The sequence below is a fragment of the Rhizobium sp. WSM409 genome, assembly GCF_057653825.1.
The window spans coordinates 38,797-53,617 of record NZ_JBYGKP010000004.1 but is presented as its reverse complement, the minus strand read 5'-3'; the positions used below and the strand labels follow the sequence as shown (position 1 = coordinate 53,617).

Genomic DNA, 14,821 nt, shown 5'->3' with positions numbered 1-14,821 from the left:
CAGTGTACTGGAACTCGAGCTTCAGAACGCAACCACTTAACGGCATCCCCACGGCCGGATGCCGCCGATTAGTGAAATGCCGAGACCCTACGTCCCTTCGCCTTGACAGGAATCGAACGGCAAACCCGCACCTGAGGTTCGATAAGCTGTCGGAAATTAAACAAATTTCCTACCGCACTGGGATCATCGCCTTGTGAAGTCGCTCGGCGAACTGCTGCGTCGCCTCGAAGGCGACTTTGAACTCCGGCCTATCGCCGTAGACAAGATCACCAAGTAATTTCGAATAGCCTGCTGCAAATTCCGTATGGCTGGCCATGATCTCGTACGTGCGCAGTGTCTCGCCCCTGGGATCATCCTTGTAAGCAGGATAGTCGCCCGCGCGCGTCGCGGCTTCCGCCTTCATCGTCTCGAGCGCGATCGTGACGGCTGCATCCAGATCGTAATTTCCATCCATCCGCGATAGATCGTAGACGTGTCGGACGAGCGTGTGGTCAAGCTCGCCAAGACCGGAAAAGGCGAAGCCGGCGCGACGCGCCAGAGCGACGAACTTGTCTGCCGCGGTTTCCACTAGCCTCACACATTTAACGTCGATGGCTTCCGGCCTCTCCTTCCTTGCCTCCGCTACGAACGATGACACCGAGCGCGTTTCCGGGGCTGCCGCGACCGGGAACGACGAAAGTTCGATCTTGATCTCCGGACGCAAGACGCCTTCGCCTCTCGCAATCGGCTCATACGGCAAGTCGTATCGAACGTATTTGTCGTTTTGCTTCACCTCGTAGTGGCCGTCGACAGCGAAACCAGCTGCGGCCAGCCGGTCATTCACCTCGCTCCGAAGGCGCTTCAGCACGCTTCGCGAGGTGGATTTTTCGCCAATGATGCGGAGGTCGATGTCTTCCGACATGCGCTCGAGCAGGCGGTAGGCGCGACCGAGCGCAGTCCCACCGCCGAATGCAAGAGTGAGACCATCGACCTCGACATCGTGAATCGCTGCCAACGCTTGAACGACAAACCAGTCCTTCTCGACCAACGCCGCTGACGGAAGTCCGAAATACTCCTGCACTTCGAGAAGCGTCTGACGATCGGGCTTACCTTTCAACGCGAAGCTCCGTGCGGCCGTCAGAGAGTCGCCGGTTAAAACGCGTCTTGACCTTGACCGTCGGATTGACCGGAATCTGCGTCGAGCGGCCTTCGTTGTAAGCCTTGGTGCTGTCGCTCTGCTCCCAGGCGACACCCAGTTTGGTAAGGGCTTGAAGCGCCGCACTATGGAAACCGTTCGAGCTCGAAATAATCGGCCGGCCCGATATCCGAGACCGCATCGCGCGGGCATAGACGCCATAGCCGAGGCGCATCAGGCTGCCGTCCTTGACAAGCGACCGCAAAGCGCGAAGAACCTGATCCTCGCCACTCAGATCGGCAAAATCGCGAGGCAAGAAGACGTCGGTCTTCTTAGTCCTGGCGACGCGATTTTCAATTCGCTTTTTCAATGTCTTCGGCTGGCTCACGGTCAACCTCGTTGTTACAAAAACCCGACAACGTGTATATGCAAAAACCCGACATCTGGCAAGGTTTATCCACGCGACCTCCCGATTAGAGCAATTTTTCCCCTCGCCCAGACCCTACCCCTACGGTTAGAGGAGCTGTCTTCGTCACGCGGCAAGACCACATGGGTGGCACTTGAAGCGAGCAAAGACTTCGAGAATCTTCCTCCACCCTAGGGACCAGGCGGCTATACAATCCCCCATGCCCGAAACCTCCCCCTCCCGGTCATCTCCCTCAGGCCGAGTTCCAAAACAATCCGCCGCGCCGCCTGCGGCGTCACCTCGAGCGTCTTCGCCACCATTTTCGCCGACACCAATGGCTTTGCCATGACCAGCTCGGCCAGTTCCGGCAGCTTTGACGACGTTCGTCTTCCCTCCAGTTTTCGGTCCAACATTGTCTTCGCCAGTGTCAGTCGGTCATGCTCTTTCAGACCGACCTCTGCGGCCGTTATAAGACCGTGGGCGATGGCGAGCAGCCGCGTGTCCCGGTCGCGATGCCGGCGCCGATCGACCGGAATGGTTTTGAGGCCAACGTTGACGGCGGCCAGATGCTCGCCGGTCGTGACGCCGGCCTGGCGCAGGATCGCGGCGCAAAGCAGCCGGCCGAGCCAGGGGGCATGCTGCAAGACCGAAACTTCGTTCCAGGCATCGAGCGCGACGATCGCCTGCAGCACCGACGGCAGATGTTCTAGTTGCCGCAACACTTCACGCCACTCCTCCAGCCGCTCGTCCTCGTCCCAATCGAGATCATGGACCAGCGGATCGGCCGGAGCCCGGCCGGGCTTTTTGGCTTGTTCGATCGCGGCGTCAGAGCGCGCGAGGATCGCATCGATCGCGGCATAATCGACGCCGGGCGGATTTTTGACGTCGTCACCATCATCCCCCTCCCCTTCCGCGTCGATCGCGACAGCCGTCGGAATAACTCCGGCCGTCGTCGCCTCGTCCCCGCCGCCCGACCCTATCTCCGAGGTTTTCCGCAGCGAGCGGATGCCGTCGGTAGAGAGCGCCCAATCGGGGGATTGGCCGGCGATCCGCCGACGCGTGCGCAACACGTCGCGGGCGATTGTCAGCTCATGGGTGGGTGTGCGAATATCCTTGGTGGCGTCGTGGAGGATGAGGTCTTCCAGGTGGACGAGTTCGCCGTCGATCCACAGTGAGGCACAGGCATCAGCAAAGTTTTGCCGTTCAATCCAGCCTTGGCCGACCGGCGAACGGGCGATGCGTTCGTCCAAACGCGTAAGCGCGATGCCGGCATTGAAAGCCGGTCGCATCAGTAACTGGAGCAGATCTGGTGGCACGGGGGACTCCGATTTTTTGTGAATCATGATTCACTTCCTTTATGACGAAGCGCCGCCTCCCCATGGTCGAGCATGCTGATACGCTGTCGCTGAAGGCGCTGCGGGAATTGGTGACGGGACTTGTGGCACGGGCCGATCGGGCAGAGATCCGGATTGAGGCGCTCGAGGCTGACAACCGAAAGCTTCGAGAAGAAAACGATCAGCTGAGGATCGAGAACACCCGGCTGAAGGTCGACAACCAGCTTCTGCGCGACGAGATTGCGCGGCTTAAAAACCTGCCGCCACGCCCACCGTTCAGGCCATCGGGCATGGAGCAGGCAACGAGCGACAAGGCGGTTGCCGGCAGCCGAAAGCCTGCGCGGCGTCGCGGGCCGAAGGGCGACACGGGGAGCGCCACGCGCCAAGAGGTGCTGCCTGCCAGAGCCCCACCTGGATCGCGGTTTAAAGGCTACAAGGATTGCGTGGTCCGGGATCTGGTTGTGCGGGCCGAAGTGGTGCGCTATCGCCGCGAATGCTGGGTGACACCGGAAGGACGCACGATCATTGCGCCGCTGCCAGCAGGGATAAAGGGCGGCTACGGCGCCAGTCTGCGTCGCTTCTGCCTGATGCTTCATAGCCATGGGCAGGTCACAACGCAGCGATTGACGACCTTGCTGAACGATGTCGGTGTTGAAATTTCCAAACGCCAGGTCATCCGGTTTTTGACAGAGCGGCTGGACGACTTTCATGCCGAGGATCCTGTTCGATCTCGCTGCCCGTCTCGGTCGTCTCGGTGCGGATGAACGAACTGGCAAAGACCACGGTTGTACCGGTTTCGCACTTGCGAACCGCGCCGCCGAGCTCGATGGCCTGGCGAAACGTCATCCAGCGTGATGAGGCAAAGCCGCGGGCGATGGCTTGCGACCACAGCAGCAGGACGTTGATCCCGGAATAGGGTTGGCCGTTGTGGCGCAGTGGCCGGCTGACCTCACTTGCCGCATGCCCTGTCGTCCAGGGTTTGGTCCAAGGCCGCACACCCTGTTTGAGATCGGCGATGATCGTGTTGGTGATGCGGCTGTGGATATCGGTTCGTTGATTGGATTGTTGCCTGCTCATGTTGGAACCTCCGTTTCGAGGTCGCGGCCATCGCGACCTGCTACGGCGGTCCGAAAGCCGGGCTGCAAGTGCTGCCTGCACCCCGCGGGGCCGCAACGCAGTGGAGGACGGCAAAGCCGTTGCCGGCGGCGCGAGCCTGGCAGGACCCAAGCCGGGGCAGGACGCGATGGTCGAAGTCTAGGTGGGGGGGCTAGACGCAGGCAGACATGGCTGATCCGCGAGGCGGCATCACATCGCTCGCGTCACAGATGAACCACAGTGCAGATCGTTTACCTGGCCGGCCGTGCCAATGACCTCGCGATATCGACAATGTCGTCGCGCGAGGCGGTTGGATCCTCTTTATTCCAGGCAACACCAAGCCCGATCCTGAAGTCGATGCCCCTGACCGCCTTCAGCTCGAAGGCCCGGTTCGGCAGTCCCTCGGTCCATTCCGGCGCAAAGCCGATGCCAAGCCCGGCCGAGACCAGCGACACCAGCGAATAGGTGTCGTCGCAGCTATAGGCGATATTGCGGGTCAGATCGTATTCCTCGAACTTCTCGTTGAAGTACCGCTCTGTGTAGGAGAGGTTCTTGCGATTGAAGGCGATGATCCTCTCCCCGCGCAGATCGTCGATGGCGATCTCCGCCTTCTCCGCAAGCGGGTTGCTCCTCGCCACCGCCAGCAGGTACCGCTCATGGGCGATCGAGGAGAAGCGCAACGAGCCGATGTTTTCCACCGGTCTGATGAAGCCGAGATTGATCTGGCCGTTTTCCAGGCCGCGGATGATGTCGCCGGTATTGCCGCTTGATATATGAATTCGGATATCCGGGTACTTGCGGGCGATCTTTCCAAGAAACGCCGGCAGCACGCCGGTGGTCGCCGGATAGACGGTGCCGATCCTGATCTGCCGGATTGTCTTGCCGGCCACCGCCCTGGTGATCTCGGCACTCAGATCGACCTCGCTCAGGATCCCGACGCAGCGCTCGTGGAAGATCTCCCCTGCCCTGGTCAGTTCCACCCGCCGGGTCGAGCGGATGAACAGCGCGCAGCCGAGCTCGCGTTCCAGCGCCTGCACATGGTTGGAGAGCGCCGGCTGGGCGATGCGCACCTTGGCAGCCGCCCGACCGAAGTGCAGTTCCTCGGCCACCGCGACGAAGTAGGAGAGCTGGCGTAGTTCCATGGGGTCCTTCGACGAAGCGAGGCGGATAGCGCAGGCATGACGCTTTCTCGCTTTTGTAGAGTATACTCCGTAGCGGAATACTCTACAAGAGGTTCTCTCGCTGTCATGGAGATACGCGAGACCTTCGCTCGAAATTTGAGAACTCTTCGGCAGGCGAGGAAAATGTCGCAGGAGGAGCTCGCCCATCGTGCCAGCGTTGATCGGACCTACATCAGCTCTCTGGAACGATGCGTCTACAGCCCAAGTATTGAGGTGCTAGACCGGCTAGCTGCCGTGTTGGGTGTTGAGCCTGCTGACCTACTTAGAAAGCCAGGTAAGGAATAGCGAGCAACCGCGCGGCGACCTTGGTATTCTCACCGCGATCGCCGCCCTAACCTGCTGCGAAAGTTGGCTTTCGCGGCGTAAGCAGATTTATGGAATTTCCAGAATGGATCCGCATGGGCCATCCCCTCGACGGAGACGTGTTCGAGATCATGACGGAAGACGCCACGTTGGTCGCGACGGTTCCCTTCCGCTCGGTGGTACAGTTGAGCTAGCGCCCCGGCGGACGCGCTCACAAGCTCCAGTGTCAAACCGCACAGAGCGTGAAGCCCCCGAACGAAAGGCATATCATCTACCATTCTCGGGGGCGATGCCATGACAGAATTGCGGCAGAGCAGGTGAATAACAGATTGTTGCGGCGATTTCCGGAGGATGCCTTCGAGCTTCTCGCGCCGCTCCTCGAACCTATCAAACTCCCTGTCTCGCCTCGAGGGTTGCGGAGAGCGCCGACGGCAAAAGCGTTGAAATCGGACGCGAGGGCATCGCCGGCTACCCTGTCGTCCTCGGCGTCAACCAAACGCCAAACAAGACCTTCATGCAGGTGCCGGGCCACGGGCTTCAGGTGGCGACCGAAGATTTTCTTCCGATCCTTGATCACCCCAAGGTGCGGCAACTGCTGCCACGACCGCATCGATGGAAATCATCTGCCGCTAACGCATGATTTCCTGGCGTTGATGCTGGGCATCAGGCGGGCGGGCGTCACCAACGAACTGCACATTCTCGAAGGCATGCATGCGATCAAGTCGACGCGCGGCAACGTCCGCATCCTGGATCGCGGCATTCTGATCGAGATCGCTGCCGGCTGCTACGGTGTGCCGGAGCAGGAATATGAGCGGCTGATCGAGGCGCCGGGACAGCTGGCGGTTCATCCCGCAGGGAGCCTGAACGGACATCATGCGATCGGCGGCCTGTAGACCGAAAGCTTCGTCGCCTTGCGCGATTACTATATTTCCGCGTTGTCGTTGAACGGCAGGCCGCGCGTTCTCCATTCGTCCCTCAGAATATCTTCCAGGTCCTCGACCGTGAACTCGTTGAAATTCGCCCAGAGCTGGACGGCCAGGGACTTCAAATTCGACGTTTCTGGGTCGGCCTCTGCCGCCGCGGCAAGCCGATAGATCTGGTCGCGGAGTGCATCTCTCTCTGTCATGTCGTCCTCATGGCTCTGCCGACGCCTCCTTGCGCTGGCAAGCAGCGATCATGGTAAATTCTAAAAGGCCTCGGACAGTTCCGATGAGGCTGCCGATCTCAGATGCGCGATCCCGATGTTCATTATCGAGACACCTAATCTGGCTAGCCACTCGCGGCGTCGCGCGTGCCTACGGAAGTAGGCCTCGCGTCTCCGAGTGTTTTGGAATGTGGATGCAACCGATGAGCATACGTTCGCGTTGCCATCGGGCCAAGCTGGTGGCAACTTCCAGCATTCACGCGCCTAGAACAGGACAGCCCCTTTGACCGATGCCAAGCTGCGATCAGCAGATCCGGAACTGGAACACCAGAACCGGCGAGGACTGCCATCGCTCGTTCTCGCTGCATTGGGCGTCGTCTATGGCGACATCGGGACCAGCCCGCTCTATGCATTCAGGGAGGCTCTCCATGCCACGGGCGGATCGGGAGCTCATCGTGCAGAGGTGCTTGGGATCCTGTCCCTGATCGTCTGGGCACTCACGATCGTAGTCACCTTGAAGTACGTAACGTTCGTTTTGAAGGCAGACAACCGGGGTGAAGGCGGCACGCTGTCCCTCATGACTCTCGCCCGCGAGAGTCTGACCGGGCGCCCCAAATGGGTGCTTGTCCTGGGCGTGATCGGCGGCTCGCTGTTCCTCGGCGACGCGATCATCACGCCTGCGATCTCAGTACTGTCTGCGGTCGAGGGCATCGAGGTGGTCGCACCGGCGTTGTCCAAGTGGATCGTGCCAATCACTCTCACGATCATCGCCATGCTGTTTTTCGTCCAGCGGTTCGGGACGAGCGGCGTGGCGTCGGTGTTCGGTCCCGTAACGGCTCTGTGGTTTATCGTCCTTGGCGTCAGCGGGGCGATCCACATATTTGACGACCCGTCGGTGTTAGCAGCAGTCAATCCGGTCCACGCAGTCCGGTATATTGCAAACCACATCGGCTCAGCTATCGCGGTGCTTGGGGCCGTCTTTCTTGCCGTGACCGGCGCCGAGGCCCTCTATGTCGACCTTGGACATTTCGGACGCCGTCCGATTGTCACGGCGTGGTTTTTGCTCGTCTTCCCCAGTCTGCTTCTGAACTACTTCGGGCAAGGAGCGTTCGTGCTCGCGAACCCGCAGATGGCTGAGCATCCTTTTTTCAGCATGCATCCGGAGTGGGCGCGGATTCCTATGGTCTGTCTGGCCACCGCGGCAACGGTCATCGCCAGCCAGGCCGTGATCTCCGGCGCTTATTCCCTTGTCCGTCAGGCGATGCACCTCAACCTGCTTCCGCGCCTGCGAATCCTCCACACCTCCGAAACTCAGTCCGGACAGATCTTCATGCCGCAGGTGAACAACCTGCTGTTCATCTTCGTGGCTGCTCTGGTGCTCTTCTTCGAAAACTCGAGCGGCCTTTCCGCCGCCTATGGCATCGCCGTGACAGGCGAAATGTTCATCACTTCGATCCTCCTGTTCATCGTGATGCGGCGGATCTGGAGCTGGAAGCTGGGGACGGCTCTTGCCGTCATCGTGCCGATGACACTGATCGACGCCGGGTTTCTAGCCGCCAACATTGCGAAGTTCGCAGATGGCGGATGGGTTCCCGTTGCGGTGGCGACGACGATGGCGCTCGTCATGCAGACATGGACGGCGGGGCGTCGGCTGCTTGCCGCCCGCACCAAGGCCGACGAAATCCCGCTTACGACAATTATCGACAACCTGGCCCGGAAGAAGCCGCCGACGGTGCCTGGGACGGCAATGTTCCTGACGAGCGACATCGAAGGCGCGCCAACCGCGCTCCTACACAGTCTGAAGCACTACAAGGTGCTCATGAGCAGAACGTCATTCTCAGCGTCGTGACTTCGACCACGCCGTTCGTGCCGGATGATGAGAAAATCTTTCTCGAAAGCTTCAATCGCCACTTCAGTCGGCTGGTGATCACGTTCGGCTACATGGAGACGCCCAACATCCCTCGTGCGCTCGTTCTCGCCCGCAAGCTCGGACTGAAATTCGATATCATGTCGACGTCGTTCTTCCTGTCCCGCCGAACGATCCTGCCATCGAAGAAAGGCGGCCTGCCATTCTGGCAGGACCGGCTGTTCATCTCGCTTGCTGAAAATGCCAGCAATGCGACAGATTATTTCGGGCTGCCGTCAGGGAGAGTGGTCGAACTCGGGCTGCAGACGACTATCTAGCGGATCCGAAAAAACGCCGGCTTTCGAAACCTGTTGAGGAACGAGGTCGGCGTCCGAACCGGGAAATCGCCGAGTCACGTGCTGACGGACCGTTTGATGCTACGTTAGCACGCCGCCGCGTCGTGCGTTTCGCGGGTCAACGATTCCCTGTCTTAAATCGACTTTCATGCCTCTGCGATCACCGCAACGGAAATTTTCATGCCGGGAACGCGCACAGGCAGCTTCGCGCCCTGGCGTGCCGGCGGATCGATCGGAAACCAGTTCAGCCATTCCTCGTTCATGCCGGCGAAATCTTCTTCCTCGAGCATGATGACGGTCGCGCTTACGACCTTGTCCAGCGAACTGCCGGACTCTTTGAGGATGGCGGAGATATTAGTCAGACATTGGTGTGTCTGCTCTTGGATGGTCTCGCCCTTGATCTTGCCGGTACTAGGATCTATCGGGCTCGTCCCCGATACGAAGACAAGGCCTGCGGCCTTGACGGCTTGGCTGAATGTTGGCGGCGGCGGTGGTGCATTGGTTGTTCTTATGATGGTGCGGGACATGTTGGGCTCCGTGTGGGTAACAGCGTAACCTTATTCGGTTTCCGTCTTGAATTCGACCGCGCCGAGCTAGAACGACGTCAGGCCTATGCGACGCAGCCAACGTCGCCGCGTCATCGGCACTTGCCCCTTCACCGACGACTATGAAATCCTCGATTTCAGATAGGCTGCGGCTCACCCCCTCTCGAAAAAGTGGGTGGTCGTCCACGATCGCGATCGTAATGGCTGTCAAGCTGTACCCTTCATTTCCCCTGGCCAAAACTCATCCGAGGTCTGTCGATTGCCTATCTCCAGACATGGCGAGCAATTGGAAAACGTCGAGAGAGACGCGGGCGCATCATGGGAAAGTAGGATGGTACAGCGGTATCGAACCAATGGCACAAAGCTGTCGATGTGAACCGCAGTATGAAGGATTTCAGCGTTTGAAGGCTCCTTCCGTACGATAGCGGACAAAACCTCCCATATTCCTTGTTTCGCTGCTTTAAAGGGCTGGAGACGACACTCATGATCCACCATCGATGGGGCGATTGAAAAGACCATGGCAAACCGGCTTCCTGCCAGCGTCCTGCTTCTCGAGGACGAGGCCATTATCGCGATCGACGCCGAGGAGATGCTGGCGGCGTGCGGCGTCTCACAGGTCTCGACTCATGGATCGGAGGACGCCGCCCTCGCATGGCTTTCGACGAACACGCCTGATCTGGCGATTATCGATGCCCGACTTAAGGACGGCCTCTGCAGTGGCGTCGCCGGCCATCTCGTCGAACGCGCGATTCCCTTCATCGTGTACTCGGGCGACATGGGCGGCGCCGCGGCCGAGGATGGTTCCTTCGGGAAGGGCGTCTGGCTTTCCAAGCCATGCACGCCAGGTCAATTCGAAGAGACCATTCGACAAGCAATGGCCTCTATCCCGGAGGCTTGATGGAAGACCTCCTGTCCCCGAACTCGAACCATGCCGGGCAGATCGCCTGGTAGGCGTTCAACCTCAGGAGCATTCGCAATCGCCGGGCGTTCGACCGGGCGCCCTGCTCCTTGAAAAAAAGCTAAGGGCGGTCGCGGAAGAAGACCAGGTAGCGAGGCATTTGCGTCCGGAACCAAAGCAAGCTGGCTGAGTTCGGCAAGGACTTGATTGGACGAGGTAGGCGCCCTGATTTTTGCGGTCGACTCTCTGCTCACCTGAGGAGATTTTGCCGATGAAGATCGCTCAGATTGCCCCGCTTGCAGAAAGTGTTCCGCCGAAGTTATATGGGGGAACAGAGCGGATTGTTTCGTACCTTACCGAAGAACTGGTGGTCCAAGGCCACGATGTGACGCTGTTTGCCAGCGGTGATTCCGTTACAGATGCCCGCCTCGTGCCGTGCTCGGACACTGCCCTGAGGCTAAATCCCGCCATCAAGGACCACCTGCCGCATCAGATCCTTATGCTTGAGGAAATCCGCAGGCGCGCGCACGAATTCGATGTCCTGCATTTCCACGTCGATCTGCTGCATTTCCCGCTGACCCGATATTTTGCCGACCGCACCGTCACGACGCTGCATGGGCGGCTCGACCTGCCCGATCTCTGGCCTTTCTACAAGGCGTTTCCAGATATTCCCCTGGTATCGATCTCCAATGACCAGCGCCGCCCAATGCCGCCGGTCAACTGGTTGGGGACGGTCTATCACGGCCTTCCCGCTAGCCTCCTACCTTTCACGGAAAAGCCGGCGGGCGCTTACCTCGCGTTCCTCGGACGGATCGCTCCGGAGAAGCGGCCTGACCGGGCGATTGAAATCGCGGCCAAGGTCGGCATGCCGCTGAGGATCGCAGCCAAGATCGACAACGTCGACAAACATTATTGGGAAACGGTAATCCGGCCGATGGTGATGAGCCATCCGAATGTTGAGTTCATCGGCGAGATCAACGATCGCCAGAAGGCGGACTTCCTGGGCAATGCCGGCGCGTTGCTTTTCCCGATCGACTGGCCTGAGCCCTTCGGGCTTGTGATGATCGAGGCGATGGCCTGCGGCACGCCGGTTCTAGCCTTCCGCAGCGGCTCGGTCCCGGAGGTGATCGACGACGGGATCTCGGGAATTTTAGTGGATACCGTTGCCGAAGCTGTCGAGAAAATCGAATGGGCATTGCAGCTTGATCGGCGCAAGGTGCGGGCGAACTTCGAGAAACGCTTTACGGCGGGACGCATGGCAAGAGACTATCTTGCGGTCTACGGCCAGCTGCATGGATTGCGCGCAAAAGCCCCGCAGCGCCGGCGCGCGAACCGCCAGTTATCGATTGGCCAGGTTGTGGCATGAAAACCCGAGCTGACTTGTAACAGGCAATTCAATCAAAGGACCGTTTCAAGCCGTTCCGTCGACCTCCCCGTCCTCGTCCAGCACGTGCATCGGCAGATATGCGTTCTGCTCCAGCCATTCCCGGACGATGTATCGCACCATGTCGTTGCGCGTGACGTCGAACTCGCCGGACAGATCCCGCAATGCTTCCTCCACGTCGTCGTCGAATGAAACGGCGACCGCACTGCGCAGCCGCAACGCGGCCCCACGAAGTATCGTCTGCAGGTCCGCGGGCGAGATATCTGCAATCCGCTTGGCGGCGTCGTCGAGCAAGGCTGCAGTGGCGACCATGGTCATCAGTCCTTCTCCGTTTTGTTGTTTATGCGATGCGCCTTGGTGCGACGTTGAACTGATCACACCTGCCCGCCGCCGGCCCAGCTATACCCACGGCAAGCCTTGCTCTCCAAGAAATGATCTTCGAGTCCTTCGACCGATCCGGACGTCTCCGACGCAATCCCACGGAGCGCGTTGGGAAATGTTCGGAACGAGACTACGCTGAAGGGCTGTTAAAAAGACCGACTGTAATCCTCCTGCAAAGTGGCGATCGCCCGGCGTAACAGGAGACAATCGGCTTTCGGGGTGGAAAACCGGCCGGGCGACCGCCTCCTCGAACCTCCCTCTGGTTCACCGGTTCCTCCCATAGCCCGAAAGGACTATCTGGCTGGGAGTGTGTGAGACCGCCGCTTGAACCACTGGCCTACTTCCTCGGCGTCGGGAGACAGTGCTCCAGTCAATTCAGAAAGATGCGATTGGCCGCCGCTGGGCATAGCCTCACGATCTATCGAGCGGATGCAGTTGCGAAGCGCGGATCCGCTGGCTATGAATCGAGGCGTAACCAACCAGGACACAGGGGAATTCGATTGGCGAACGGCACGGTTAAGTTTTTCAATCAGGACAAGGGTTTCGGGTTCATCACGCCGGAGGATGGCGGCCAGGACGTGTTTGTCCACGTGAGCGCCGTAGAGGGGTCGACCCTACTGCGCGAAGGCCAGAAGGTGGCCTACGAGATTGGTCAGGATCGCAGGACGGGGAAAACAAAGGCGGAAAACGTCCGCGCGATCTAGCGAGTCCTGGGGAGCGGTTCCATGGCTTGAACTGCTGATCGGGATAACGCGCGGCAATTCGCTGTGCCAGCTCCGTACGATTAAGCACCGGAACTGGTGCCTTCCAAACAAGTTACTCCTCCGGATTGCCATAGACGCGGCGATCCATCGAAGCCGCGCAGAGGCAAGATCATTGGTCCACTTCCCACCAGCGCCTCTGCGCGGCCGCTACTTCTAGCCCGCTACCACTTTACGAGGAATCCGATCTTTGCGCCGATGGTGCTGCTGTCGCCGAAGTCCTTGAGGCTGGTGCGGCAAAGGCTTCACCGTGGGCTGCATAACAGTCGTCAGACCAAGTGAGTGATCCGCCCACCGCCCAGACCGCCCCAGAGGGCCCGGTTCTCGCTGACGGCGCTGGTCCCGGAGACATCGACACCCGAGCCGTCGAGGAAGTCGTAATAGAGATTGGCGATGCCGTAGACCGACTGGTCTTTCCGGAGGCATCCTTCCACTCGCTGTTAAAATCGGCCGAGATGCCGAGGCGGCCGGTCAGGCTGTCACCGTCGTCAAGCGAGACATCGGCGCCATAGGCATCGGTGAAACTGTCGAAGCGCACGGAGGAATAGGCGAGCTGTGCCTGCGGCGTCAGCGACCATTGGCCTGTCAGGTCGATCTTCTGTCCGGCTTCGATGCTGAGCCCATAACCGAAGCCGTCGTTGCCGTCGGCAAGCGAAGTTTGAAGTGTCGAGGATTTGAGGTCGCTGTCATACCAGGCGACGGCAGCCTGCGTATCGACGTGGAAGCCGCTCTTGCCGTACCAGGTCAAGGTGCCGTGTCAGCGGCTTTAGTCGTCACCGTGGACATTGCTATCAACGCCGCGCCCGAGAGGCCGGCCAACAGTCCGCGCAGATTAAGGGATGATCTGCACACGTGGTTGCTGGCTCGCAATGCATTGCCCGTGGCCGTTCCCGGAATCATGCCTTCTGTGCGGTTTTGACAATTCTATGATGTGCCGATGCGCCTCAAATTTCACCCGGCCGGGGACGGCTGCGGAACCATCACTGAAAAACTGGAAAAGTTCAAACCGATATTGGGAACTGGTGGCCGCCCAACGCACAGGAGACACAATGCTCGGGGTTAGCAAGTAACGCCGAGCGGCCCACTGAATAATACATGTGACGTGGAGTTGTAGCTATTTAATGAACCAATCTGTTCTCGTACATTAAAGCTTGTTAGGGAGAGCAAATCCTGTGGGTGGCAATTCTTACATGTCATAATTTAATGCAATTTCTCCAAAACAGGGCAAAGTAGTTTTGCAGCGCAACATGCCTTGCTCTAGAAAACACCCCCCTTCCTGACCCCGCTGTCGCGGGGTTTTCTTCTAGGTCGGTTAAACTCCGCGATTCACTCAACGGTACGGAAGCAAGCAGCAACGTTTCCTGCTATCTATCGTTTGGACACAAGGATCGCACAGGTCGCCCATACGGGCCAGTCCGCCGACCCAACCTTCCTTCCCGTGCGATCGCCCTTTCCCCAAACTGCACCGTTTCCGCGGGGCACCTTTGATGCAACTGACGGAGGTGGACGCCGAACTGAGTGCAATTGTGCCATGGCCGGGTCGGCCGCAGGTGGAAATCACAATTTATAAAACAGGACAGGACTCCTCCGTCACCACCATTGGTCAGGTCGCGACGTCAGGCGGGTTCTGGCACAACGCGTGTGAAGCGGATATCCTTTAGTTTAATAAGCGGAAACTAACTTACGTTTAGGTTTTAGTTAAAATACGATTCACTCTGTTTGTAAATGGCAGGCCGCGTTTTCAGCAGCTGATGCGTTACGACGGCATGCAACAGACTTACCTTCAATGGCGGCTCTCCGCCCAAGTCGCGACAAGCTATCGCGCCAAATTCACCTTGGCGACAGAGATCCTGAGATCTGACATGTCTTCTCGTGAAATCCGGCGTGCGGCCCGCCGTGTGGTTCGTGTTCTAGAAGCCGTAATCGATCTACCGATCGCGAGCGCCGACGTCCTGAGGACGGCACGAGAGCACTTTGAAGTATTGATGGACCTCCTTGCATCGGTGGAACCTTGAGCACAGGCGGCCAACACGGGTGTCTGCGCCCGGGCCATGATGGCCAACGAGCAACTGA

11 protein-coding genes and 6 pseudogenes are annotated in these 14,821 nt (G+C 59.2%); 7 read left to right on the top strand and 10 right to left on the bottom strand.

Annotated elements, in window-relative coordinates:
- Positions 1–169 precede the first annotated feature (169 nt).
- The 3 genes from AC25BC_RS31060 to AC25BC_RS31050 all read right to left on the bottom strand — a co-directional run bounded on the left by AC25BC_RS31060 (position 170) and on the right by AC25BC_RS31050 (position 2,863).
- Positions 170–1,096 carry a nucleotidyl transferase AbiEii/AbiGii toxin family protein gene (locus tag AC25BC_RS31060; RefSeq protein WP_245459842.1) on the bottom strand — a complete coding sequence of 309 codons (927 nt, stop codon included), beginning with the start codon at positions 1,094–1,096 and terminating at the stop codon, positions 170–172.
- A complete protein-coding gene (locus AC25BC_RS31055; protein WP_245459841.1) occupies positions 1,086–1,502 on the bottom strand; it encodes a DUF6088 family protein in 417 nt (138 codons plus the stop codon). The genes AC25BC_RS31060 and AC25BC_RS31055 overlap by 11 nt, the downstream gene beginning before the upstream one ends.
- A 224-nt stretch (positions 1,503–1,726) precedes the next feature.
- On the bottom strand, positions 1,727–2,863 hold the full coding sequence (locus AC25BC_RS31050; protein WP_128439485.1) for an RHE_PE00001 family protein: 1,137 nt from the start codon (positions 2,861–2,863) through the stop codon (positions 1,727–1,729).
- A 14-nt stretch (positions 2,864–2,877) separates the two neighbouring features.
- Here AC25BC_RS31050 and AC25BC_RS31045 point away from each other — a divergent pair.
- Positions 2,878–3,573, top strand: a pseudogene (locus AC25BC_RS31045) (cell division protein ZapB); the annotation flags it as partial.
- On the opposite strand, the pseudogene AC25BC_RS31040 reads toward AC25BC_RS31045, so the two are convergent.
- A pseudogene (locus AC25BC_RS31040) lies at positions 3,572–3,931 on the bottom strand (ArdC-like ssDNA-binding domain-containing protein); the annotation flags it as partial. The pseudogenes AC25BC_RS31045 and AC25BC_RS31040 overlap by 2 nt on opposite strands.
- A 269-nt stretch (positions 3,932–4,200) precedes the next feature.
- Positions 4,201–5,091, bottom strand: a complete 891-nt coding sequence (locus tag AC25BC_RS31035; RefSeq protein ID WP_128439484.1) for a LysR family transcriptional regulator — start codon at positions 5,089–5,091, stop codon at positions 4,201–4,203.
- Positions 5,092–5,196: 105 nt separating this feature from the next.
- Between AC25BC_RS31035 and AC25BC_RS31030 the strand changes: the two genes are divergently transcribed.
- Both AC25BC_RS31030 and AC25BC_RS31025 read left to right on the top strand, forming a co-directional pair.
- Positions 5,197–5,415: a helix-turn-helix domain-containing protein gene (locus AC25BC_RS31030; RefSeq protein WP_018495935.1), complete on the top strand. Its 219-nt coding sequence runs from the start codon at positions 5,197–5,199 to the stop codon at positions 5,413–5,415.
- Positions 5,416–5,762: 347 nt separating this feature from the next.
- Positions 5,763–6,326, top strand: a pseudogene (locus AC25BC_RS31025) (helix-turn-helix domain-containing protein).
- A 29-nt stretch (positions 6,327–6,355) separates the two neighbouring features.
- On the opposite strand, the gene AC25BC_RS31020 reads toward AC25BC_RS31025, so the two are convergent.
- Positions 6,356–6,559, bottom strand: a complete 204-nt coding sequence (locus tag AC25BC_RS31020) for a hypothetical protein (protein ID WP_012760495.1) — start codon at positions 6,557–6,559, stop codon at positions 6,356–6,358.
- Positions 6,560–6,875: 316 nt separating this feature from the next.
- Between AC25BC_RS31020 and AC25BC_RS31015 the strand changes: the two are divergent.
- Positions 6,876–8,761: pseudogene (locus AC25BC_RS31015) on the top strand (potassium transporter Kup).
- A 164-nt stretch (positions 8,762–8,925) separates the two neighbouring features.
- Here the strand turns inward: AC25BC_RS31015 and AC25BC_RS31010 are convergent.
- Together AC25BC_RS31010 and AC25BC_RS31005 are read right to left on the bottom strand one after the other, a co-directional pair.
- Positions 8,926–9,306, bottom strand: a complete 381-nt coding sequence (locus AC25BC_RS31010; protein ID WP_128439483.1) for a RidA family protein — start codon at positions 9,304–9,306, stop codon at positions 8,926–8,928.
- A 67-nt stretch (positions 9,307–9,373) separates the two neighbouring features.
- Positions 9,374–9,535 (bottom strand): annotated as a pseudogene (locus AC25BC_RS31005) (response regulator transcription factor); the annotation flags it as partial.
- A 306-nt stretch (positions 9,536–9,841) separates the two neighbouring features.
- Between AC25BC_RS31005 and AC25BC_RS31000 the strand changes: the two are divergent.
- Positions 9,842–10,222, top strand: coding sequence for a response regulator (locus AC25BC_RS31000; RefSeq protein WP_128439482.1), 381 nt, complete (start codon positions 9,842–9,844; stop codon positions 10,220–10,222).
- A gap of 271 nt (positions 10,223–10,493) precedes the next feature.
- Complete coding sequence (locus AC25BC_RS30995; RefSeq protein WP_128439481.1) at positions 10,494–11,588, top strand: glycosyltransferase family 4 protein; 1,095 nt, start codon at positions 10,494–10,496, stop codon at positions 11,586–11,588.
- Between the two features lie 45 nt (positions 11,589–11,633).
- On the opposite strand, the gene AC25BC_RS30990 is transcribed toward AC25BC_RS30995, so the two are convergent.
- The gene (locus tag AC25BC_RS30990; RefSeq protein ID WP_128439480.1) at positions 11,634–11,924 is read right to left on the bottom strand and encodes a CopG family transcriptional regulator; all 291 of its coding nucleotides are present in this window, start codon (positions 11,922–11,924) and stop codon (positions 11,634–11,636) included.
- A 563-nt stretch (positions 11,925–12,487) separates the two neighbouring features.
- Between AC25BC_RS30990 and AC25BC_RS30985 the strand changes: the two genes are divergently transcribed.
- On the top strand, positions 12,488–12,691 hold the full coding sequence (locus AC25BC_RS30985) for a cold-shock protein (protein WP_128439479.1): 204 nt from the start codon (positions 12,488–12,490) through the stop codon (positions 12,689–12,691).
- Between the two features lie 221 nt (positions 12,692–12,912).
- On the opposite strand, the pseudogene AC25BC_RS30980 reads toward AC25BC_RS30985, so the two are convergent.
- Positions 12,913–13,502: pseudogene (locus AC25BC_RS30980) on the bottom strand (autotransporter outer membrane beta-barrel domain-containing protein); the annotation flags it as partial.
- Between the last annotated feature and the right edge of the window lie 1,319 nt (positions 13,503–14,821).